Here is a 21,037-nt window from a genome sequence, read left to right as displayed (position 1 = left end):
GTTTTGTCCGGAATTACGCAGCCTAAATGCAGGATTTCTCCCGGGGTGCTTTACAGCGGCACAATTTTGGCAGCCTATCCGGCGTCAGGTGACCAATTTACGGACCAGCCGGGCGCCCTGCGCCAGGGATAGGCCGGGGAGGTAGGCCCGGGTCAGCGCCCGGCCGATGGCGGGCAGGTGCAGCGGGTCCTGGTAATACAGGTAGAGCGCCCGGTACTCCGGCTTGAACCGGGACTTGAAGGCCGCCAGGGAACGGAAGCCGTAGACAGGCTCCAGCGCGTGGCCTACCAGATCCAGGATCCTGACCAGGTTCTGCGCTCCCTCGTCGGTGGCACCCGCGTCCTCCTGGCCCTTAGCCGCGGCCGTATCCTCTGCAGCGGCTCCAGTCTCGGGCTCGATGTCCGGACGGCTGGCCAGCGGCGAGCCGGACAGGGAAATAACGTCCACGGAATCCCGCAGCTCAAGGACAGCCGAGGCGATCAGGAATTCCATTACCCCAGGGAATCCCTCGCTGCCCCGGCGCATGACGTCCAATGTCCGGCTGACCAGCCGCCCGCCGTCGTACACGGGCAACCAGCTTGTCACGCCGTGGACCGTGCCGTTACCGTCCACAGCCAAGCAGCAGAGGACTTCCTCGTCATCAAGTTCGTCCACTCCCCCAAGCGTGAAGCCCATTTCCGGCACCGACTTGGTGGCCGCCCACTCCTCGGACACTTCGTTCAACCGCGACCGCAGCGCCGGCGGCAGCGAGTGGTAGGAGCCCCAGACCGCGTGGACCCCCAGCTTGGCGGCGCGGTTCAGGGCTGTCCGGACGTTCTGCCATTCCTTGCCCTTGAACTCGAGCTCGTTCAGCGCCAGCCGGGTCTCCTGGGCAACGGCCACGCGGGAAAACCCGCGTTCCCTGAGCATCGGCCACATGGTGTCGTCGCAGGAATACAGCGCGGGGACCAGGGCCTGGCTGCGGCAGTAATCCAGGAACCCCTCGGTCACCCGCTGCTCAGCCGCCCGGTCACCGATGGCGCCGCCCAGGGTCAGCGCCACCGTCCCATGCTGCTGGAACGCCATGGCACCGGCACCGTCCGGGCTGAACCAGTAGGTGTTGGGCTCCCAGAGTGCCATCCAGGACAGGGGCCCGCCGCCCCGGTGGAGCAGCTCCCGGGCGCGGTCCCGGTCCTGCCGCCCGAAGTTGAGGCCGTGGTGCCGGCCCACCAGCACCCACCACACGGCCACCAGGGCTACAAGCCAGAACACCGGACCCGAGTAGGCGAACAGCATCGCCTCAGCGCTGTCCTGCTCAGGAAAGACCCGGCGGAAATGTTGTGGAATGGGCACCGGAACGTACTGCCGGGCCAGCTCGGCGAAAAGACCCAGCAGACCGCCGTCGCGGGCCAGTCCCCCGGACCAGAACCAGGCCACCGTGTAGGAGCTGGCCAGGGCAAGCCAGGTTCCGCAGACCACCGCACCGAGCACGCGCCGGGCGCCTGGCCGCGTCTGCACGCGGAACTGCCGCCGGTTCAGCCACAGGACGACCGCCAGCAGCAGCGGGACAACCACGAGCGGAAGCACGTGCGCGAAGGCCGAGGACAGCGGCGTGGCATGCGTGCCCTGCAGGCGGGACGGGACAAGGGCGAACAAGGCAAGGTAGACGGCGGCCAGCGCGGTAACAGCCAGCTGGATGGCCAGGGCGATGTTAAGGGCCAGCCGGCGGCCGCGCCGCATGCCGTCCGCGCAGATCAGCAGCAGGATGACCGGCACCACCGCCAGGGCCAAACCGAACGGCCCGGCAAATCCTGCCCTTCCGGTCTCCAGGCAGGACGCGTCCACCGTGGCGCCGCAGTTGAACACAAGCTGGCTGAGGGTGGGCATCGGGCTGAGCACGACGTCGCGCAGCAGGGCCAGCGGGCCCGTGGGCGCCCGCGTGATGCCGGTCAGTATAGGCCCCACGGCAAAGACGGCAACAGTGAGGGCCAGCAGGTTCCTGGTCTCGCGCCCCGTGGACCGGTGGCGGTGGAGGCGCCCCTGGTCCCCCTGGATCCACCAACCGGCCAACAGGCCAAGGAGCGCGCCGATAAGGCCGATGACCGTCTCTGCGTGCCCCACATAGAGAACCAGGAGCAGCGAGATGGACAACACCACCGTACGGAGCCGGCGCTGCCACAGGAGGGTGATCCGTGCGCTGGCGGCCAGCCCGGCCGTCAGCACCGGGGCGTAGGGTCCAATCAGGTTGTCGTCGGCCATGGTGTCCAACCAGCCGTCACCCACATATCCCGCCAACTGGGTCACCAGGAGGAACACGGTGACGGCCGCGAACTGGCCGCCGAAGAACAGTCCGACGGCGGCCCGGCGGCCCAGCCTTCGTTCGGCGAGTCCCAGCAGCAGGACAATCATCAGCGATGCGGTGATGTACGCAAGCGGGTTGGTGGCGAAGAAGAGGCTGGTAAACAGCGACCACCACTGCCCGCCCCGCAGGCCAGGGCCACTGACGGACGCAAGCCCCAGCAGCTGCTCCGGCGGGCCGTCCAGGAAGCTTCCGGTCAGGGCAGCGGTGGCGAGGAAGGCAACAACCACGCCGAGGGTGAACGGCATGGACTTCAGCGTGCGCAGGACCTGCTGCACTGCGGGGCGTCCGACGGAGGCCCACATCAGGGCGGCCGTGCGGTTGGGTTGCCTGGTGGTCACCACTGCAACCCCCACTGGTCGCCAAGGAACTGCAGCGCGTCGGCAAAACGCTTGGATGAGGTGTCCCAGGAATGGCCGGTGTGTTCCACCACGTGTGCCTGCACCGTAAAGCCGGCATTCTGCGCTGCCGCGGCAAGCGTCTGGAGGTTGGCCACGAACTCCGGATCGTTTTGCCCTGCGGTGAGGTACATGCCGTGGGTCTCGAACCGTTGGTGTTTCATAATCTCCAGTGGAGTCTGACGGGTGAATTCGTCGGGGTTCCCCGGGAACGCCGCGTCGATGGTCTTCTGCCGTTCCTTGGCAATTGCCGGTTCCGCTTCGCTGGAGAAAGCCAGCACGTCGGCGTAAATGTCGGGATGCCTGGTCCCCATTTGCACCGCACACGTGCCGCCGAAAGAGAAACCTCCGATGGCCCAGTGGCTGTGGTTGGTGTCCACCGCCAGGGTGGAACCGATCCATTGTGGAACGTCCTGGGAAAGGTACGTGTCCGCTTTGGCGATCCGGCTGTCCATGCACATGGTGTTGGCGGACTGCGAGCCGTTGGGATCGGGGATGACCACCACCGGAGACACCCCGCCGTGGGCAGCGGCGAAAGAATCCATATGGCCGCGGATGGCGCCGCCGGTAAGCCAGTCGGCAGGGCCGCCAGGCTGGCCCGCGACCAGGACCAGCACCGGCAGGGCGGGGCGGTTGGCTGCGAAGTAGGCGGGCGGAAGGTAAATGTAGGCGTCGCGGGTGTTCATCCCGGACAACGTTCCGGGGATCGCGGACTTGCGCAGGACACCTCCGGCAGGCAACTCCCCCTGCGGCTTCCAGCCCCGCAGGGGCAGGCCGTCGGGTTCCCCGGCATGGCGCATGAGGTCCTGCTCCAGCGCGGGAATGCGGGCCAGGGCCGTACCCAGCAGGTCACTGACGGTCCTGTTCAGGCCAAAGTAGGCGTTGATCTGGATCGCCGAGAGCAGCACCACCAGCAGCGCAGCGAGGATCCCTCCCCCGCGGCCGCTCCAACTCGTCCTGGGCAGCCGGAGCAGGCACAGGAGCAGGGCCGCCACACCCGGCACCAGCCACAGCAGGACGGGGTCGGGCAGGTCCTCGGGGAAGATGGTGAAGATGTTGATGAGCGCCCAGTGGACCGTGCCGACCAGGGCAAATGCGGCTGCTGTGGCCGTGAGGATACGGACCGCCCACGCCCGGACGCGATGGACCGGAACCATGGCGGCGCGCCAAGGCGGCACCAGGAGGTAGGCGGCGCCGCCCATTCCCAATACCAGCACGGTTCCATAGAGTGGACCGTCGGTGAGCCGGATGTCTAAAAGCCAGTCCACGTTGGCTAGCGCCAGGTCCCCACGCCAATGACAGGACCTGCTTCCAGCCAGGATGACAGTCCGGTATAGGCGTCGAACTTCATGGCCAGGTGCAGGTCCTGCCCCTCGTAGCGAAGTTCGACGATCACCACGTCCGGCTGTACCTTCACCGCCTCCGCTTCAGTAGGCTTCCGGCGGCCGAGCAGCTCAAGGGAGCTGCGTTTGAACGTGTACTTGGGGCGGACACTCAACGAGATGAGCTTGAACCATTCAAGGTCGTTGTCCTGATAACGACAAACCCCCATCTGCCAGCTGTTTCCAGCTACGCAAATGGAGGCGTCCACCGTGCCGAGGGCACGCCGCAGGTTGAAGCGGCGCACCCCCGAAAGGCACAGTGCAAAAATAAGCAATCCGAACACGACTGCCAGTGCGATGAACGTAATACCCGGTGCGTCCATCAAGGTCGTGCTAGCGGATCCCAGCGGTAGCCGAGCCGCCCAACTGGGCGTTGTCAGCAACGATCACCACGCGGTTGTTGTCGACGGAGAAGAACCCGCCGTCGACGTCCACCGCAATACGGTCTCCGGACACCGGCTGGATTGCCAGTTCACCCTCGGCCAGGATCGCCAGCAGGGGCGAGTGGCCGGGCAGGATTCCGATTTCACCATCGCTGGTGCGGGCCTTGACCATCTTGGCCGCTCCGGACCACACGAAGTGGTCCGCTGCGACAATCTCAACCTCAAGCTCAGCCATATTACTTGGTCTGTTCCTGGATCTTGGCCCACTGGCGCTCGACGTCATCAAGGCCACCGACGTTGAAGAACGCCTGCTCCGCGATGTGGTCGAGTTCACCGTCGCAGATCGCCGCGAAGCCTTCAACGGTGTCCTTGATGGAGACCGTGGAGCCTTCAACACCGGTGAACTGCTTGGCGGTGTAGGTGTTCTGCGAGAGGAACTGCTGGATGCGGCGTGCACGCGACACGACGATCTTGTCTTCCTCGGAGAGCTCATCGACACCGAGGATGGCGATGATGTCCTGGAGTTCCTTGTTCTTCTGCAGGATCTGCTTAACACGGACGGCCGTGTTGTAGTGGTCCTTGCCGATGTACTGGGGGTCCAGGATTCGGGAGGTGGACGTCAGCGGGTCCACGGCCGGGTACAGACCACGGGAGGCGATTTCACGGGAGAGTTCCGTGGTCGCATCGAGGTGCGCGAAGGTGGTGGCCGGTGCCGGGTCGGTGTAGTCATCCGCGGGAACGTAGATGGCCTGCATCGAGGTGATCGAGTGGCCCTTGGTGGAGGTGATGCGCTCCTGCAGGAGGCCCATCTCATCCGCAAGGTTGGGCTGGTAACCCACGGCCGAAGGCATGCGGCCGAGGAGGGTGGAAACCTCGGAACCTGCCTGGGTGAAGCGGAAGATGTTGTCGATGAAGAGCAGCACGTCCTGGTTCTGCACATCGCGGAAGTACTCCGCCATGGTCAGCGCGGACAGGGCCACGCGCAGGCGCGTTCCCGGCGGCTCATCCATCTGGCCGAACACAAGGGCGGTGTCCTTGAGGACGCCTGCCTCTTCCATTTCAACCCAGAGGTCGTTGCCCTCACGGGTACGCTCGCCAACACCGGCGAATACCGACGTACCACCGAAGTTGCGCGCAACACGGGTGATCATTTCCTGGATCAGCACGGTCTTGCCCACGCCGGCGCCACCGAAGAGGCCGATCTTTCCACCCTTGATGTACGGGGTGAGGAGGTCGATGACCTTGATGCCGGTCTCCAGCATCTCGGTGGAACCTTCGAGCGAAGCGAAGCTGGGAGCCTTGCGGTGGATGGGCCAGCGCTCGGTGATTTCCAACTCTGACTCGGCAACGTCCAGGGGCTGTCCCAGGACGTTGAAGATGTGGCCCTTGACGCCGTCACCGACGGGAACGGAGATGGGGGCACCAGTGTCCACCACGGACGTGCCGCGGACGAGTCCGTCGGTGGCCTGGAGGGAGATGGCGCGAACGAGGTTGTCACCCAGGTGCTGGGAGGTCTCGAACGTGATGGTCTTGGTGACACCGTTGAGGGTGATCTCGGTTGTCAGAGCGTTGTAAATGGACGGGATTGCGTCAGCCGGAAATTCGACGTCGACAACCGGGCCGATTACGCGCGCAATACGGCCGGATGCACCGGACGTTGCGGCTACGTGTTCGGTAGCAGTGGCAGTCATCTCTCTCACTTCATTCAGTAGATGGCGTGGGGTTAAGTGTATCTGTGGTGGTGCAGGTTCCGCGGGAACCGAGGCAGTGGAGGCTAGGACGCGAGGGCGTCGGCACCGGCAACAATCTCGGAGAGTTCCTGCGTGATTTCAGCCTGGCGGGCCGTGTTGCGCAGACGCGTGTACTTCTTGATCAGGTCTGTTGCGTTGTCGCCCGCGGACTTCATCGCCCGCTGGCGCGCGGCGAGCTCGGAGGCTGCTGCCTGCAACATGGCCGCGAAGATACGGGATTCGATGTAGCGCGGCAGGAGGGCGTCAAGGACCCGCTCCGCTTCCGGCTCGAACTCGTACAGCGGCAGAAGGTCAGACTCAGATTCGGCCTGCTCTTCCACGACCTCCAGCGGCAGCAGGCGGATGACCGTCGGCTCCTGGGTGACCATGGACTTGAAGCGGGTGTAAACAACGTGGATCTCCTCCACGCCGCCCTCTTCGAACTCAGTTGCGAATTCCGACAGCAGTGCTTCGCCGATCTCGCGTGCCGTGGCGAACTCAGGCGCATCGGTCCCTCCGGTCCAGACCCGCGCATACTCGCGGTTCCGGAAATCGAAGTAGGCCTGTGCCTTGCGTCCGACGACGTAGGTCTTGACTTCCTTGCCCTCTTCGTGAAGAAGCTCGATGAGACCTTCCGCCTGCTTGAGGACGCTGGCCGAGTAGGAGCCGGCAAGGCCGCGGTCCGAGGTGATTACCAGGACGGCGGCACGGCGGATCTGCTCGGGCTCAGTGGTCAGCGGGTGGTCGATCTCGCTCTGGCTGGCGACAGCAGAAACGGCGCGTGTGATCGCGTTCGCGTAAGGCAGTGAAGCTGCTACACGTGCACGGGCCTTGCCGATGCGCGAGGTAGCGATCAGTTCCATCGCCTTGAAGATCTTGCGCATCGACGTGGTCGAGCTGATCTTCTGGCGGTAGACCCGGATCTGGGCTCCCATACTTATCCTTTCCTAGCGTTCCGTGAACCGGGTGTGCCGGACCCGTGGGCCCGGCACACTCGGCCAGTGGAACTAGCGCTTCTGCCTGACGATTTTTTCCTGGTCAACCTGGGCCTCGTCGATGGGGGCATGCTCTTCATGCCCGGCACCGACCAGCAGGTTGTCGCCCTCGCCGAAGAAGCCCTTCTTGAAGTCCACAATCGAGGACTTCAAGGCTGCAACGGTGTCATCGTCCAGCACGTTGGTCTGGGCCAGCGTGGTGAGGATCGAGGACTTGTGGCGCAGGTGCTCAAGGAACTCAGACTCGAAGCGGCTGATGTCCTCGACCGGAACGTCGTCCAGGTAGCCGTTGGTACCGGCCCAGATGGAGACGACCTGGTCCTCGACCGGGAACGGCGAGTACTGGCCCTGCTTGAGCAGTTCCATCAGGCGGGCACCACGGGTCAGCTGCTGGCGGGACGCTGCATCCAGGTCGGATGCGAACATCGCGAACGCCTGCATGTCGCGGTACTGGGCCAGGTCCAGCTTCAAGGTACCGGAGACCTTCTTCATGGACTTCACCTGAGCGGCACCGCCAACGCGGGACACCGAGACACCCACGTCAACAGCGGGGCGCTGGTTGGCGTTGAAGAGGTCGGACTGCAGGAAGATCTGGCCGTCCGTGATGGAGATGACGTTGGTCGGGATGTAGGCGGACACGTCGTTCGCCTTGGTCTCGATCAGCGGCAGTCCGGTCATGGAGCCGGCGCCGAGCTCGTCGGAGAGCTTGGCACAACGCTCCAGCAGGCGGGAGTGCAGGTAGAAGACGTCGCCCGGGTAAGCCTCGCGTCCCGGCGGGCGGCGCAGCAGCAGCGACACGGCGCGGTAGGCTTCGGCCTGCTTGGACAGGTCATCGAACACGATGAGGACGTGCTTGCCGCCGTACATCCAGTGCTGGCCGATGGCCGAGCCGGCGTACGGTGCCAGGTACTTGAAGCCAGCGGGGTCAGAGGCGGGAGAAGCCACGATGGTGGTGTACTCCAATGCGCCGTTGTCCTCGAGGGTCTGGCGGATGGCGGCGATGGTGGACGCCTTCTGGCCGATGGCAACGTAGATGCAGCGGACCTGCTTGGTCACGTCACCGGAGGCCCAGTTGGCCTTCTGGTTGATGATGGTGTCGATGGCAATGGCGGACTTGCCGGTCTGGCGGTCGCCAATGATCAGCTGGCGCTGGCCGCGGCCGATCGGGATCATCGCGTCAATGGCCTTGAGGCCGGTCTGCATCGGCTCGTGGACCGACTTGCGCTGGGTTACGCCCGGGGCCTGAAGCTCCAGTGCGCGGGTGGTCTCGGCCTTGATCTCGCCGAGGTCGTCGATGGGCACGCCCAGCGGGTCGACAACGCGGCCAAGGAAGGCATCGCCCACGGGCACGGACAGAACCTGCCCGGTCCGGTGGACTTCCTGGCCTTCTTCGATGCCGGTGAAGTCGCCGAGGATGATGACGCCGATTTCGCGGACGTCAAGGTTCTGGGCCAGGCCCAGGGTGCCGTCCTCAAAGCGCAGCAGCTCGTTCGCCATGACCGAGGGAAGACCCTCAACACGGGCGATGCCGTCACTAGCGGTGGTTACGCGGCCGACCTCTACGCGCTCTGCGTTCCCGGGTTCGTAGGACGCCGCGAACTCGTTCAGCGCATTACGGACGTCGTCGGCGTTGATGGTCAATTCGGCCATCTGCAGTCCCTGCTCTCCTGTTTGTGATCACCGCAAGCGGTGACCGGGGTTTCTATCAGTTGTATTGTGCTTGTCCGGCTAGCCGGCCAGCTGGCGCTGCAGCTCACCCAGCTTGGTGAGGACCGAAGCGTCAAGCACTTCGTCACCAACCTGGACGCGGATGCCGCCAATGAGTGCCGGGTCAACATTGAGGTTGACCTTCAGTTCCCGCCCGTACATGGCATTCAGGCCAGCCTGCAAGCGGGCAAGCTGTGTCTGCGTCAAAGGACGGGTTACGCTGACCGTTGCAATCCAGCGCTGCTGCCGCTTGGCTGCCAATTCAGCGAACCGCTGCACCAACCGGGTGGGCTTGATACCGCGGGGCTGGGTCACAGCCTGGGCAATGAGGACTTTCGCTTCCTCACTGGCACCTGGCACAAGCTTCTCCGCGAGTGCAACCTTGGCTGCACTGCTGGCCTGTGGTTCGGACAGAGCACGTTGTACCTCGTGGCTGGAGGCAACAGCCTGGTTGAAGGAGAACAGGTCGTTCTCCAGCTCTTCCAGGCCAGTGATTCCGGAGGCAGAAACGGCCGACTTGTTTTCAGCAACGGAAATGACCACCGTTGCGGCAAGAGTCTCGAGTGCATCGCCGATATCACGTGCGTTGGCCCAGCGTAGGCTGGCCAGTCCGCCTGCGATGTCTGCAGCATCAGCGGAGACTTTTCCGCCAACCAGCTGCTTGACCAGCGCCGACTTTTCGTCACCGTTGCGGGACGGGTCAGTCAGGGCGCGGCGCAAGCCAGCCGAGCTGTCCACCATTCCCAGAATTCCGAAGAGTTCCTTTGCCAGCTGCAGCGACGCAGTCGGAAGCTTTGCTTCCAACTCTGCCAGCGCTGTTGCCAGCGATTCGCTCGATACGCCTGCCATTACTTTGCTGCACCTGCGTTCTGGGACTCCAGATCTGCCAGGAAGCGGTCCACTACCCGCGCTGCGCGTGCGTCGTCGTCGAGGGACTCGCCCACGATGCGGCCGGCAAGGGTGGTGGCCAGGGTGCCAACCTCAGAGCGCAGGGACACAACGGCCGCCTGGCGCTCGGATTCGATCTGCGCGTGAGCCTGTGCCGTGATGCGGGCAGACTCTGCTGCCGCCTTCTCCTTGAGATCCGCGAGGATCTGGGCACCTTCGGCGCGGGCTTCCTCACGGATGCGGTTGGCTTCGGTGCGGGCGTCGGTCAGCTGCTGCTTGTACTCTTCGAGTGCAGCAGACGCCTCAGCCTGGGCCTTTTCAGCCTTGGCGATGCCGCCTTCAATGGCCTCGGCACGCTCTGCAAAGGTCTTCTCGAACATCGGGACAACATACTTGACCACGATGAAGAAGAGGATGGCAAAGCCCACGAAGACAACCAGCATTTCCCAGGCATTGGGAACAAGGGGGTTGACGTCGCCTTCAGCGGCGGCTGAGATGATCAGCTGATGCATATTTCACCCGTCCTTATCTACTCGGTTCTGAATGTTCGCTGAGGTTCTGAAGGTTTACTTGAGAACGAAAGCGAAGACCAGGCCCAGGATGGCGAGTGCTTCGGTCAGCGCCAGGCCAAGGAATGCGATCGGCTGCAGGACGCGCTGGGCTTCCGGCTGGCGTGCGACGCCGTTGATGTAGGCAGCGAACACGAGACCCACACCGATACCACCGCCGATAGCCGAGAGGCCATAGCCGATGAGGTTGAGGGAGCCGTTGATGGAGCCTTCCATTTTTTTTCCTTTCAAGATGCCGCTTTGTGCGGCAGGTTGTTTGGGTTGCTTCATCCCCGCGAGGGGAAGACTGTGGTGTGCCGGCGGAGCATGGCTCCCCCGGCGGGGTGCCTAGTGGCTGTCGGCGTGCAGCGCGCCTTCGATGTAAATCGCGGTCAGCAGCGTGAAGACGTAGGCCTGCAGGACCATGATCAGGGCCTCGAGCATGTACATGGCGATGGCACCGGCGAGGACCAGGACCGAGGTGCCCTTCAGCAGGACGTTCTCCTGCATGATCAGGTACTCGATGCCGGAGCCGGCGATCATCACGATGAGGTGGCCTGCGAGCATCGTGGCGAACAGACGGAGGCTGTGGGTGACCGGCCGGACGACGAAGTTGGAGATGATCTCAATGGGGATGACGATCGGCAGGATGTACCACGGTACCCCCGAGGGGACGGTGGCCAGCTTGAAGTAGCGCAGGCCGTTCTTCTTGACGCCGATGGCGATCCAGGTGATGTAGACCAGGCCGGCGAGCACGTACGCTCCACCCACGTGCGAGAACGTGGGGAGCTGGAACACCGGGATGGCACCGTAGATGTTGTTGACCAGGATGAAGAAAAACAGGCTGAAGAGCAGCGGGACGTACTTGATGAAGTCCCTGCCGCCGATGATGTCCTTGGCAATGCCGTTGCGGACGAAGCCGTAGGCGGCCTCGCCGGCGAACTGGAGCTTGCCGGGTACCAGCTGCTGCTTGCGTGCGGCCAGCACGAAGAAGACGGCGATAAAGACGACAGAGAGGAGGACCAGCAGCATCTGCTTGGAGAATCCTTCTGCGGCACCCCACGGCAGGATTGCCGGCAAATGCATTTCGTTAATACCAGGAGGAGTGAACTCTCCTGAATCTTGGGCCGGGAGCGCAAGCGCGATCAACGCGTTTCCTCTCTGCAGTGTCCATCATTGGGCGTTGGGCGGGGTCCGGCAGCCTGACAGCCTGCTGTTCCCCCTGTGAAATTATTTGGCATTATCTTCTCCGTCCTGGGACGGTGCGCTGGAAGCATGGCGCTCATCAGCATTTTTGCGGGAACTGGTGAGGCCGTGCATGTGGGAAAGGTAGAAACCTCCGACGGCTCCAAGCAGAGCGCCTGCGAGCACGATCCAGCGCGTTCCCCACAGATAATCCAGTCCCCACCCTATCAAACTCCAGACGATGATTCCGCCAATGATGTAGCTGAATACAGCCATTCCAGCGTTGTAGCCGCCATCGTTGGAAGCGTCGGAAGCAGCGGGCGCGGAGCTGTTGGATCCACGTTTGCCGTGGGCAGCGCCCGCGGACTTCTTCGGGTCACTCATCGGTTGCTCCGCTGTCTTCTGGATCGTTGTAGATCTGGAGGCGGGCGCGGCTGAAGCCATGGATCTCTGCAGCCTGCCAAAGGACGACGGCAACCACCGCGCCGATGATGAACCATCGGCCGTGGAGCCATTCCGGAGCACCGATGGCAAACAGGACCACGGCAAAGCCCACTACCTTGATGAAGTAGGTGGCGACGAACATGCCGATCGCCCCCGACGGGTTGCGGCGTCCCACGAAATGCCCCACCAGCAGGCTGATGCCAAAGAACAGCATCACCAGCAGGCCACCGAGGACGCTCGACACGGCGCCGGTGAACCCGTTCAGGAGGGCGGCCGGGATGGCACACAGCACAAGTCCCGCCGCCGCGGCGATGGAACTGCGCTTGAGCAGGTTCAGCCACAGTGAAGGCGTGGGACCGGAGGCGCCAACGGGACCATTGCCGGAGGCAGGTCCGGACTCGGCGTTGGAGGTCATTCGATCCCAATCGTCGGCACCACATGGCAAAACGCCAGGAGGCAGGGGGTGGAGTGGCAGCTTGGGCTGCCCCTAAATTCTACACGAGATAGAAATAATTCAGAACCGGCGTTACGCCCTGGTTTCCCCGTTTCCCCGCGCCAGGTAGGGCCACGCGGTGACCAGTCCCATGACCAGCGTGGCAAAGATGTCGACCGCAAGCACGATCTGCCAGGGGAAGATTGCGAACGCCAGGCCACCGAAGGAGAGCACTGCCGTCCACAGGTACATCAGGATCACGGCGGTGCGGTGGGAGTAGCCGATGTCCAGGAGCTTGTGGTGCAGGTGGCCGCGGTCCGCCGACCACGGGGAACGTCCACGGGCCGTCCGGCGCACCACGGCCAGTCCCAGGTCCAGCAGCGGAAGGAACAGGACGGCGAACGGAAGCAGGATGGGGATCACCGTCGAGATGCCGTTCGCGCGGTCGTAGAGGCCCGAGGAGATCTGCCCCGTGGACACCACACCGGCCGAAGCCATGAGCAGTCCGATCAGCATGGCGCCGGAATCACCCATGAAGATCTTCGACGGAAACCAGTTGTGCGGCAGGAATCCCAGGCAGCCGCCTACCAGCACGGCCGTGATGAGGGTCGCCAGATCCGAGTAGTCCAGCAGCACCGCATTACGGTGCACCCAGTAGGCGGTGAAGAAGAAAGCCGTGCCGCCGATAATGGCCACCCCGGCGGCGAGGCCGTCCAGTCCGTCGATGAAGTTGAAGGCATTCATGGTGGTGACGATCAGCCCCGCTGTCAGCACCACCCGGAGCGTTTCGTTTTGCAGGTAGATGGGCTCTGGAATCCAGGGGATGATGGTCATTCGGACCCCCAAGAGGGCCACTGTCAGGCCGGCTGCGCTTTGCCCGATCAGCTTGACCCACCACCGGATGTCCAGCAGGTCGTCCGCCACGCCCACCAGGACGATAACGGCTGCGCCGGCCAGGACCCCCCAGGGTGAGAAATTGTTCCGGTAGATGTCTTTGACGAAGAAAGACTGGCTGGCCACGACCAGCGCCACCATGATCCCCAGGAAGATCGCAACACCGCCCAGCCTGGAAACGGGGATGGAGTGCATGTCCCGGCTGCGGATGGGAAGGTGCAGCTCGAGCCTGTGGCCCACCACCCGGGCGCCCCACGTGGCAGCGTAGGACACGATGGCAGCCGTCAGCCCCATAAGCAGGTACATGATCATGGGGCAGGCACCGTCTGGGGAGTAATGGTGTCGAAGCCGTTCAGCTGTGCCGGCAGCCGGTCCGTGGTGGAAGGGCTCATTGGCCGGGAATCTGTTCTTCGATAAATGAAACTTCTCCGTCGCCGAGCGCGCAGCAGGCAGTGCGCCAGACTTACGCGCAGCGCCTTACAGGGCTGTATTACAGTGGACTCTAGTCAAAGATACTAGTGCCACCGGCACCATGGCTCCGCGCCACACGGGCGCACAACAGGTGGGGAACTCCCTGGCAGCCATGCGGAAAGGACCCCCATGACCCCCCGCATTGCGGTTGCCGCCGTGACTTTCGACCGGCCCAAGGAACTGTCCGTCCTGCTGGAGTCGATCAACGCCCAGAGCCGCCACGTGGACACCATTTGCCTGGTGGACAGCGGCACCACCCCGGCTGCGGAGGTGGCGGCGGCGCACCCCAACGTTGACTATGTCCGCTCCGAAGCCAACCTGGGCGGCGCCGGCGGGTTCGCGCTGGCTGCGCTCAAGGCGGTGGCCAGCGGCGCGCGCTGGGTCTGGATGATGGACGACGACGCCGAGCCGGCCGATCCGGAATGCCTCGCCACGCTGCTTCGTGAGGCTGAGGCCCGCGACCTGGAAGCGGTGGTCCCCTTGGTGATAGCGCCCGGAAATCCCGACCGGCTGTCCTTTTTCTTCCGCCTTGACGGCAAAGTCACGCACGACCGCGCGGAGGTTGAAAAGCGCGGCTTTCTGCCCGACGACGGGCACTTCTTCAACGGCGCGCTGATCCGGTCAGACGTGTTCTTCAAAGTCGGCCTGCCCGACATGCGCCTGTTCATCCGCGGCGACGAGGTGGATTTCACCATCCGGCTCCGCAAGGCGGGGGTACGGTTCGGCACGGTGACCACCACCGCCATTACGCACCCGCATGCCTTCTCGGAAACCCAGCATGTCTACGGTGCCCGCTGGCACGTAATCGTTCCAGACTCCGCCTTCAAGCGCTTCTATTACTACCGGAACCGGGGCTACCTCATCCGCCGGTACTTCCGGGTGCGATCGTTCGTGGCCGACGTCGGCGGTTACCTGGGCTACTTCCTGCAGCGTCGCGACCTGCGGGGCTTCCTGGGTTGGGCGCGTTCGTTCAGCACCGGCCTTCGCGGCAAGGGCTTCGCTCCGCTGGAGGACCAGAAGTTCTAGGCCCTGCCCCGGTTTTTCATCCGCCTGGCAACCAGCAGCCACAGCAGGACCCACGGCTCCCCCAGCACGCGATAGGCAACACGGCGGGGATGCAGGAGCAGGCGCCATGCCCACTCAAGTCCCATCCTGCCCAGCCAGCGCGGAGCAAGTTTCTGCACACCGGCCAACTGTTCGATGGCGCCGCCCACGGCACAGTAGACGGCAGGTGGCACGTCGCGCAGCCGCCGCTGCAGGACTTCCTCCTGGAGTGGCATGCCGAGTCCGAGCAGGACCAACTGGGGCTGCTCATGGTGCAGCCACGCCACAACCTCGTCCTCAAGGGCAGGTCCCCAGCCCTCCCCCGGGAAGCCGGCGACATGGGCGCTGGGAACGATGTCCTTCAACCTGCTGACGGCGCCCGCGTTCGCTTCCGCGCCTGCGCCGATCACGGCAATCCGCTCCAGGCCGCGCACCTCGTGGAGGGCAGGCAGCCAGTCGGTGGAACCCAGCCGGTAATCCATCACTGGGCCCTCGGCGTTACCGGTCCTCCCCCACAGCCACAGCACCGGGGCGCCGTCCAGGAGCACCACGTCGCTTTCTTCATATAAGCGGCGGAAGCCGTCATCGGACAAGGTGAGCGTGACGCTGTGCAGGTTATGGCCCAGGACGGTTCGGGTTGATCCGTCTTCGATGAACCGGTTGAGCTCCTCGACCAGCTCGGAAACGCGCAGGGGTGTCGCGTGGACGTCCAGGACGGGGATCTGCTGGCGGTCCAGGGCCATCAAGGCTGCTGGTTCCCGGCCGGCGTGGTCGGTTCTGCGTCAGTAGCCGTCACCGCGGAGGAGCCGGACACCGCAGGTGCGTGACCGGCGTCGTCCGTTGCATCCCCTGAGGCCTGCTGCTCCGGTGCGGGTTCCGCTTCAGCCATCGGGATCTCGCCCAGGCCAAGGACGCCCGGGACGTGCTCCCGCAACTGGTCCAGGCTCACGGCGCCGGTGCGCACCACGCGCAGGACGGGCCCTGTGGCGTCAACGATGGTTGAGGGTACGCCGGCCTCACCTTCCAGCGGGCGGGCGCCGCCTTCAAGGTACACCTCCACCGAGTCTGCAAGCTGTTCGCGCGCCGCTGCGGCCGTCTGGGCGGGGGCCTGGCCGGTGCGGTTGGCGGAGGAAACGGCAAGCGGACCGGTCAGGGTCAGCAGTTCCAGGGCAACGTCGTCGGCGGGCATCCGCAGCGCCACGGTGCCCTTGGTTTCGCCAAGATCCCAGTCCAGGGACGGCTGCGCATGCAGGATGAGGGTCAGGCCGCCGGGCCAGAAGGCCTCGGCGAGCTTCCGGGCGTCCGCCGACACCTCGGTGGCCAGGCCGTCCAGGGCGTTGATGCGCGGAATCAGGACGGGCGGCGGCATGGTGCGGCTGCGTCCCTTCGATACCAGCAGCATCGTGACGGCCTGCGGTGAGAATGCGTCCGCGCCGATGCCGTAAACCGTGTCCGTGGGGAGCACGACGCACTTCTTTTCGCTGATGGCACGCTCCGCGTGTTCCAGGCCCCGGGCCCGCTCGTCGTCAATGGTGCAGTCATAAGTTGTGGTCACTGGCCCATTCTTTCATTCCGTGTGGACTGGTCCGCGAGCACGGCACTGGTGGCGCGCTCCTTGCCGTTCAGGTCCAGGTGCGTGGTGATGGCTGTCCAGGTTCCGCTCCTGGCAAGCATGGCGGCAATCCAGCCCGCCTGGACTTCGGCGTGTTCCATGACGAAGTACCCCCCGGGCCGCAGCAGCCGGGCAGCGGAGGCCGCGGCCGCCGTCGGCAGTTCCATGCCGTCAGCTCCCCCGCCGTACAGTGCCTCGGGAGGATCGTGCAGGGCTACTTCGGGTTCGTTGGGGATGGCTTCGGCGGGGATGTACGGGGGGTTGGAAACAACGACGTCGGCAGTTCCGTCAAGTTCGGCGAAAGCGTCGCGCAGGTCCCCCAGGATGAGGTTCACGCCCAGCGGCGCCAGGTTCTTAGCCGCCCAGGCGTGCGCGAAGGGGCTGTATTCGACGGCGTGGACCTCTGCGCCGGGTACCTCGTGGGCAATGGAGCCGGCGATGGCACCGGAGCCGGTCCCCAGGTCCACGATCCGGGGATGCGGCATGCCCTTGACGCGGTCGATGGCCAGCTGGACAACGGACTCCGTCTCGGGTCGCGGAATGAACACCCCGGGCCCCACTGCCAGTTCCAGGTAGCGGAAATGCGCAACCCCGGTGATGTGCTGCAGCGGGATGCGGCGGGCACGTTCGGCCACGAGTTCGGCATAGCCTTCCGGTGCGGGAGTGTCACCCAGCATCAAAGAGCGCAGTCGCCCCAGCCCTACGTTGAGGAGGTGGTCGGCCAGGAGTTCAGCATCGGCCCGGGGGCTCGGCACACCGGCTTCCGCCAGGAGCGCAGCGGCCTCCCGGACCGCCGCGGCCAGGGTCTGGGACGGCGCCGCTGAGGTGGGCTCGATCATGGCGTAGTTCCGGTCAGTCGCCGATGGCGTCCAGGCGGGCCTGCTCGTCCATCTCGATGGCGGACTGGATGACCGGTTCCAGGTCGCCGTTCATGACCTGGTCCAGGTTGTACGCCTTGTAGCCAGTGCGGTGGTCCGCGATCCGGTTTTCAGGGTAGTTGTAGGTGCGGATGCGCTCCGAGCGGTCCATGGTGCGGATCTGCGACTTGCGCTGGGCCGAGTTTTCGGCGTCGATCTGCTCCTGCTGATGTGCCAGGATGCGTGCCCGCAGGACGCGCATGCCCGCTTCGCGGTTCTGCAGCTGCGACTTCTCGTTCTGCATGGCCACCACGATGCCGGTGGGAAGGTGCGTGATTCGGACGGCGGAGTCGGTGGTGTTCACGGACTGCCCGCCCGGACCCGAGGACCGGTACACGTCGATCTTGAGGTCGTTCTGGTTGATCTCGAGTTCTTCGGGCTCGTCCACTTCGGGCAGGACCAGCACGCCGGCGGCGGACGTGTGGATGCGGCCCTGGGATTCGGTGACGGGCACGCGCTGCACGCGGTGCACGCCGCCTTCGAACTTGAGCCGGGCGTAAACGCCTTCGGCGGGATCGTTGGAGTTGCCCTTGACGGCCACCTGGACGTCCTTGTACCCGCCAAGGTCGGACTCGGTGGCGGAGATGATTTCGGTCTTCCAGCCGCGGGATTCCGCGTACCGGGTGTACATGCGCAGCAGGTCGCCGGCGAACAGGGCAGCCTCGTCGCCGCCTTCGCCGCCCTTGACCTCAAGGATCACGTTGCGGGCGTCGTCCGGATCGCGCGGAATGAGCAGGCGGCGAAGCTTGGCGGCAGCAGTCTCCAGCGCGGCCTCGAGTTCAGGCACCTCGGCAGCGAACTCGGGATCCTCGGCAGCCATCTCCTTGGCAGCGGCAAGATCATCCCGGAGGCCCTCCCACTTGTGGTACGCCTCAACAATGCCATTGAGCTGAGCCGACCGCCGCCCAAGCTTCCGGGCCAGCCGCTGGTCAGCATAAACAGCAGGATCCCCGAGCTGCGCCTGGATGGCATCATGCTCATCAAGCAGGCCCTGTACGGACTCAAACATCTATAAACCTCTTTCGTTCTGTGCCCATTTTAGTGGGGCGCAGGAATCCAATCCCAAAGCAGGCCGGGCGTACGGTGAGCCGGACGACCGACGCGCGGGTTTTCCGCCCCGGGAGTGGCTTCGGGCCTGCCGGAGCGTGACGGCTCAAGTCCGTCAGGACTGAGCCGCCACGCGAAGGGGCGGGGGCGGAAAACCCGCGCGGCGAACCACGCGAGGTATCCGCACCCCGCCCCGTAACTCAGCTACTTGTCGTTATCCGACTTCGCACCAAGCGTCGTCTTCTGTACCTGCATGAGGAACTCGACATTGCTCTGGGTTTCCCGGATCTTGTTGGTGAGCAGTTCAAGGCTCTGCTGGGTCTCGAGTCCGGAGAGGACGCGGCGCAGCTTCCACATGATCTTGACTTCTTCGGGCGACAGCAGGTTTTCCTCGCGGCGGGTGCCGGAGGCGTTGACGTCGACTGCGGGGAAGATGCGCTTGTCGGCCAGTTGGCGGGACAGGCGCAGTTCCATGTTGCCGGTGCCCTTGAACTCTTCGAAGATGACCTCGTCCATCTTGGAACCGGTCTCGACGAGCGCGGTGGCCAGGATGGTGAGTGAGCCGCCGTTTTCGATGTTGCGGGCGGCGCCGAAGAAGCGCTTGGGCGGGTAGAGCGCTGCGGAGTCCACACCACCGGACAGGATGCGGCCGGAGGCCGGTGCTGCCAGGTTGTAGGCACGGCCCAGTCGGGTCATGGAGTCGAGGAGGACCACCACGTCCATGCCCATTTCCACGAGGCGCTTGGCGCGTTCGATGGAGAGTTCGGCCACGGTGGTGTGGTCGTCGGCGGGACGGTCGAAGGTGGAGGCAATGACCTCACCCTTGACGGTGCGCTGCATGTCCGTGACTTCTTCGGGGCGTTCGTCAACCAGCACCATCATGAGGTGGACCTCAGGGTTGTTGGTGGTGATCGCGTTGGCGATGGACTGCAGGATGAGCGTCTTGCCTGCCTTGGGCGGGGAGACGATCAGGCCGCGCTGGCCTTTGCCGATCGGTGCCACGAGGTCGATGACGCGGGGGCCGATCTTTTTGGGGTCGGTCTCCAGGCGCAGGCGCTCGGACGGGTACAGGGGAACGAGCTTGGCGAACTCGACGCGGTCCTTCAGCTCTTCCGGCGTCTTGCCGTTGACGGAGGTGACGCGGACCAGGGCGTTGAACTTCTGGCGGTTGGACTGCTGGCTGCGGTCCTCGCCTTCCCGCGGTGCACGGATGGCGCCGACTACGGCGTCGCCCTTGCGCAGGTTGTACTTCTTGACCTGCGCCAAAGAGACGTAGACGTCGTTGGGGCCGGGCAGGTAGCCGGAGGTGCGGATGAACGCGTAGTTCTCCAGGACGTCCAGGATGCCGGCAACCGGCAGCAGGACGTCGTCTTCGGTGACTTCGACGTCGTCCACGTCCGGGCCCTGGTTGCGGCCGCGGCGGCGGTCGTTGCGGTCCCGGAAGCGGTCATTGCGCGAGTTGTCCCGGTCCTGGCCGCCGGAGCGGTCGTTCCGGTCACGGCGGTTGCGGCGGTTGCGGCGGTTTCCGCCGTCCGAATCGTCGCCGTCGCGGTTGTCGCGGTTATCCCGGCCACCTTCACGCTGGCCTGCCTCGCGGCTGCCCTGGTTGTCGCGGCCGCCGTCGGCATCGCGGTCACGGCCACGGGTGCGGCCGCCTTCACGGCGTTCGGTGCGCTGGCCGGCGTCGCCCGCTTCAGTTGCGGGGGCTTCGGTACGCTGCTCGCCGGAACGCTGTTCAGCGGCCGGCTGCTCTGCCGGGGTTTCCACCGGGACTTCCTGGACGGAGGCGGCAGGGGCTTCGCTGCGGCGGCGGTTGCGGGTGCGCGGCTGGCGGCGCTCTGCAGCACCTTCCGTGGCCTCGGGTGCTTCCGCAGGAGCGGCCGACGGCGCTTCGACAGTTGCGGGGGCGGGCGCGGCTGCGGTCTCCACGACGGGAGCTTCGGCTGCGGGGGCAACCACGCCGTCACTGACGGCGCGGCGGCTGCGGCCACGCCCACGGGCACGGGTGCCTTCCGCTGCAGGAGCTTCTGCGGCAGGGGCGTCCACCGCGGAAGCCGGTGCGGTCGAAGCCGGAGCCACGGTGCTTTCCGGAGCCTTTTCCGCTGACTTTGCGGGGGCCTTGGCGGTGAGGGTCCCGGCGCGATGGGCGGAGATGGCCGAGACCAGGTCCCCCTTGCGCATGCGGGATCCGCCGGAGATACCGAGCTGGCTGGCAAGGGCCTGCAGCTGGGCGAGCTTCAGGCCGGCGAGGCCGCTGCTCTTGGCGGGTGCGGCCGTTGGTCCGGCAGCAGAAGTTGTGTGTTCCACAGCTGGTGACAGCTCAGTGGTTTCGGTCACGAAGGATCCTTCCCCCTCGACGGCGTCCAGACTGGGAGCTGGACGCGATGATTTGATCTGGGCTGCAGTTCAGATCTGCAGCTGGGATTGTTCGGCCTTGCCGGTTGGATTTCGGCCAGCAGGGCCGGATACTGATTCACCTTGCGCTGCGCCCGTGGCACAACGCCGGACTGACGGTTCAGGGGCAGTTGGATGCTGCAGATTCCTGCGACAGACCAAGCAGGCGGCACCGGAATACATTCACAGTCGTAGATCAAATAGCAACTGAATGCAGGAGCAGATCA

Annotated in this window: 20 protein-coding genes; 1 reads left to right on the top strand and 19 read right to left on the bottom strand. The window is 64.9% G+C overall.

The window, feature by feature from the left end; translation table 11 throughout:
* Positions 1-84: 84 nt before the first annotated feature.
* From ACETK3_RS01560 to ACETK3_RS01495, 14 genes are all read right to left on the bottom strand, one after another.
* Entirely contained in the window at positions 85-2,643 is a 2,559-nt protein-coding gene (locus ACETK3_RS01560) for a bifunctional lysylphosphatidylglycerol flippase/synthetase MprF (RefSeq protein WP_236802890.1), read from the bottom strand.
* 32 nt (positions 2,644-2,675) lie between these two features.
* Positions 2,676-4,004, bottom strand: coding sequence for an esterase family protein (locus ACETK3_RS01555; protein WP_236798763.1), 1,329 nt, complete (start codon positions 4,002-4,004; stop codon positions 2,676-2,678).
* A gap of 5 nt (positions 4,005-4,009) precedes the next feature.
* A complete protein-coding gene (locus tag ACETK3_RS01550) occupies positions 4,010-4,441 on the bottom strand; it encodes a DUF2550 domain-containing protein (protein ID WP_236798765.1) in 432 nt (143 codons plus the stop codon).
* Positions 4,442-4,451: 10 nt separating this feature from the next.
* Positions 4,452-4,736, bottom strand: coding sequence for a F0F1 ATP synthase subunit epsilon (locus ACETK3_RS01545; RefSeq protein WP_018760117.1), 285 nt, complete (start codon positions 4,734-4,736; stop codon positions 4,452-4,454).
* 1 nt (position 4,737) lies between these two features.
* On the bottom strand, positions 4,738-6,192 hold the full coding sequence (gene atpD / locus ACETK3_RS01540) for a F0F1 ATP synthase subunit beta (RefSeq protein WP_236798766.1): 1,455 nt from the start codon (positions 6,190-6,192) through the stop codon (positions 4,738-4,740).
* Positions 6,193-6,275: 83 nt separating this feature from the next.
* Positions 6,276-7,166 carry a F0F1 ATP synthase subunit gamma gene (locus tag ACETK3_RS01535; protein WP_236798768.1) on the bottom strand — a complete coding sequence of 297 codons (891 nt, stop codon included), beginning with the start codon at positions 7,164-7,166 and terminating at the stop codon, positions 6,276-6,278.
* Between the two features lie 72 nt (positions 7,167-7,238).
* Positions 7,239-8,876: a F0F1 ATP synthase subunit alpha gene (gene atpA, locus ACETK3_RS01530; RefSeq protein ID WP_018768403.1), complete on the bottom strand. Its 1,638-nt coding sequence runs from the start codon at positions 8,874-8,876 to the stop codon at positions 7,239-7,241.
* A gap of 78 nt (positions 8,877-8,954) precedes the next feature.
* Complete coding sequence (locus ACETK3_RS01525; protein ID WP_236798769.1) at positions 8,955-9,782, bottom strand: F0F1 ATP synthase subunit delta; 828 nt, start codon at positions 9,780-9,782, stop codon at positions 8,955-8,957.
* Positions 9,782-10,333 (bottom strand): F0F1 ATP synthase subunit B, encoded by a 552-nt coding sequence (locus ACETK3_RS01520; RefSeq protein ID WP_142133430.1) that lies wholly within the window; start codon positions 10,331-10,333, stop codon positions 9,782-9,784. Before ACETK3_RS01520 ends, ACETK3_RS01525 begins: the two co-directional genes overlap by 1 nt.
* Before the next feature lie 54 nt (positions 10,334-10,387).
* Positions 10,388-10,606, bottom strand: a complete 219-nt coding sequence (gene atpE / locus ACETK3_RS01515; protein ID WP_003804776.1) for an ATP synthase F0 subunit C — start codon at positions 10,604-10,606, stop codon at positions 10,388-10,390.
* 111 nt (positions 10,607-10,717) lie between these two features.
* Positions 10,718-11,518, bottom strand: coding sequence for a F0F1 ATP synthase subunit A (gene atpB, locus ACETK3_RS01510; RefSeq protein WP_236798771.1), 801 nt, complete (start codon positions 11,516-11,518; stop codon positions 10,718-10,720).
* Positions 11,519-11,599: 81 nt separating this feature from the next.
* Positions 11,600-11,938: an AtpZ/AtpI family protein gene (locus ACETK3_RS01505; RefSeq protein ID WP_236798772.1), complete on the bottom strand. Its 339-nt coding sequence runs from the start codon at positions 11,936-11,938 to the stop codon at positions 11,600-11,602.
* The gene (locus ACETK3_RS01500) at positions 11,931-12,413 is read right to left on the bottom strand and encodes a hypothetical protein (protein WP_236798774.1); all 483 of its coding nucleotides are present in this window, start codon (positions 12,411-12,413) and stop codon (positions 11,931-11,933) included. The genes ACETK3_RS01505 and ACETK3_RS01500 overlap by 8 nt, the downstream gene beginning before the upstream one ends.
* A gap of 111 nt (positions 12,414-12,524) precedes the next feature.
* Positions 12,525-13,637, bottom strand: coding sequence for an MraY family glycosyltransferase (locus ACETK3_RS01495; RefSeq protein WP_236798776.1), 1,113 nt, complete (start codon positions 13,635-13,637; stop codon positions 12,525-12,527).
* A gap of 288 nt (positions 13,638-13,925) precedes the next feature.
* Between ACETK3_RS01495 and ACETK3_RS01490 the strand changes: the two genes are divergently transcribed.
* Positions 13,926-14,822, top strand: a complete 897-nt coding sequence (locus ACETK3_RS01490) for a glycosyltransferase (protein WP_236798778.1) — start codon at positions 13,926-13,928, stop codon at positions 14,820-14,822.
* Here ACETK3_RS01490 and ACETK3_RS01485 read toward each other — a convergent pair.
* From ACETK3_RS01485 to rho, 5 genes are all read right to left on the bottom strand, one after another.
* Positions 14,819-15,583 (bottom strand): WecB/TagA/CpsF family glycosyltransferase, encoded by a 765-nt coding sequence (locus ACETK3_RS01485; RefSeq protein ID WP_236798779.1) that lies wholly within the window; start codon positions 15,581-15,583, stop codon positions 14,819-14,821. The genes ACETK3_RS01490 and ACETK3_RS01485 overlap by 4 nt on opposite strands.
* A complete protein-coding gene (locus ACETK3_RS01480) occupies positions 15,583-16,395 on the bottom strand; it encodes an L-threonylcarbamoyladenylate synthase (RefSeq protein WP_236798782.1) in 813 nt (270 codons plus the stop codon). The genes ACETK3_RS01485 and ACETK3_RS01480 overlap by 1 nt, the downstream gene beginning before the upstream one ends.
* On the bottom strand, positions 16,392-17,291 hold the full coding sequence (gene prmC, locus ACETK3_RS01475) for a peptide chain release factor N(5)-glutamine methyltransferase (RefSeq protein ID WP_236798784.1): 900 nt from the start codon (positions 17,289-17,291) through the stop codon (positions 16,392-16,394). Before prmC ends, ACETK3_RS01480 begins: the two co-directional genes overlap by 4 nt.
* A gap of 13 nt (positions 17,292-17,304) precedes the next feature.
* The gene (prfA, locus tag ACETK3_RS01470; RefSeq protein ID WP_236819975.1) at positions 17,305-18,378 is read right to left on the bottom strand and encodes a peptide chain release factor 1; all 1,074 of its coding nucleotides are present in this window, start codon (positions 18,376-18,378) and stop codon (positions 17,305-17,307) included.
* A 242-nt stretch (positions 18,379-18,620) separates the two neighbouring features.
* Positions 18,621-20,753 (bottom strand): transcription termination factor Rho, encoded by a 2,133-nt coding sequence (gene rho, locus ACETK3_RS01465; RefSeq protein ID WP_373992399.1) that lies wholly within the window; start codon positions 20,751-20,753, stop codon positions 18,621-18,623.
* Positions 20,754-21,037 lie beyond the last annotated feature (284 nt).

Origin of the sequence: Arthrobacter sp. E44, from assembly GCF_041877125.1 — a bacterium.
Lineage (GTDB): Bacteria > Actinomycetota > Actinomycetes > Actinomycetales > Micrococcaceae > Arthrobacter.
This window is presented reverse-complemented; position numbering and strand designations above follow the sequence as displayed.

What these genes read in the sequence shown, in the direction of transcription:
- ACETK3_RS01560 (WP_236802890.1), bottom strand. Translation starts at nt 2,643, where the DNA reads ATGTGGGCCTCCGTCGGACGCCCCGCAGTGCAGCAGGTCCTGCGCACG.
- ACETK3_RS01550 (WP_236798765.1), bottom strand. Translation starts at nt 4,441, where the DNA reads ATGGACGCACCGGGTATTACGTTCATCGCACTGGCAGTCGTGTTCGGA.
- ACETK3_RS01545 (WP_018760117.1), bottom strand. Translation starts at nt 4,736, where the DNA reads ATGGCTGAGCTTGAGGTTGAGATTGTCGCAGCGGACCACTTCGTGTGG.
- atpD (WP_236798766.1), bottom strand. Translation starts at nt 6,192, where the DNA reads ATGACTGCCACTGCTACCGAACACGTAGCCGCAACGTCCGGTGCATCC.
- ACETK3_RS01535 (WP_236798768.1), bottom strand. Translation starts at nt 7,166, where the DNA reads ATGGGAGCCCAGATCCGGGTCTACCGCCAGAAGATCAGCTCGACCACG.
- atpA (WP_018768403.1), bottom strand. Translation starts at nt 8,876, where the DNA reads ATGGCCGAATTGACCATCAACGCCGACGACGTCCGTAATGCGCTGAAC.
- ACETK3_RS01525 (WP_236798769.1), bottom strand. Translation starts at nt 9,782, where the DNA reads ATGGCAGGCGTATCGAGCGAATCGCTGGCAACAGCGCTGGCAGAGTTG.
- ACETK3_RS01520 (WP_142133430.1), bottom strand. Translation starts at nt 10,333, where the DNA reads ATGCATCAGCTGATCATCTCAGCCGCCGCTGAAGGCGACGTCAACCCC.
- atpE (WP_003804776.1), bottom strand. Translation starts at nt 10,606, where the DNA reads ATGGAAGGCTCCATCAACGGCTCCCTCAACCTCATCGGCTATGGCCTC.
- ACETK3_RS01505 (WP_236798772.1), bottom strand. Translation starts at nt 11,938, where the DNA reads ATGAGTGACCCGAAGAAGTCCGCGGGCGCTGCCCACGGCAAACGTGGA.
- ACETK3_RS01500 (WP_236798774.1), bottom strand. Translation starts at nt 12,413, where the DNA reads ATGACCTCCAACGCCGAGTCCGGACCTGCCTCCGGCAATGGTCCCGTT.
- ACETK3_RS01495 (WP_236798776.1), bottom strand. Translation starts at nt 13,637, where the DNA reads ATGATCATGTACCTGCTTATGGGGCTGACGGCTGCCATCGTGTCCTAC.
- ACETK3_RS01490 (WP_236798778.1), top strand. Translation starts at nt 13,926, where the DNA reads ATGACCCCCCGCATTGCGGTTGCCGCCGTGACTTTCGACCGGCCCAAG.
- ACETK3_RS01485 (WP_236798779.1), bottom strand. Translation starts at nt 15,583, where the DNA reads ATGGCCCTGGACCGCCAGCAGATCCCCGTCCTGGACGTCCACGCGACA.
- prmC (WP_236798784.1), bottom strand. Translation starts at nt 17,291, where the DNA reads ATGATCGAGCCCACCTCAGCGGCGCCGTCCCAGACCCTGGCCGCGGCG.
- prfA (WP_236819975.1), bottom strand. Translation starts at nt 18,378, where the DNA reads ATGTTTGAGTCCGTACAGGGCCTGCTTGATGAGCATGATGCCATCCAG.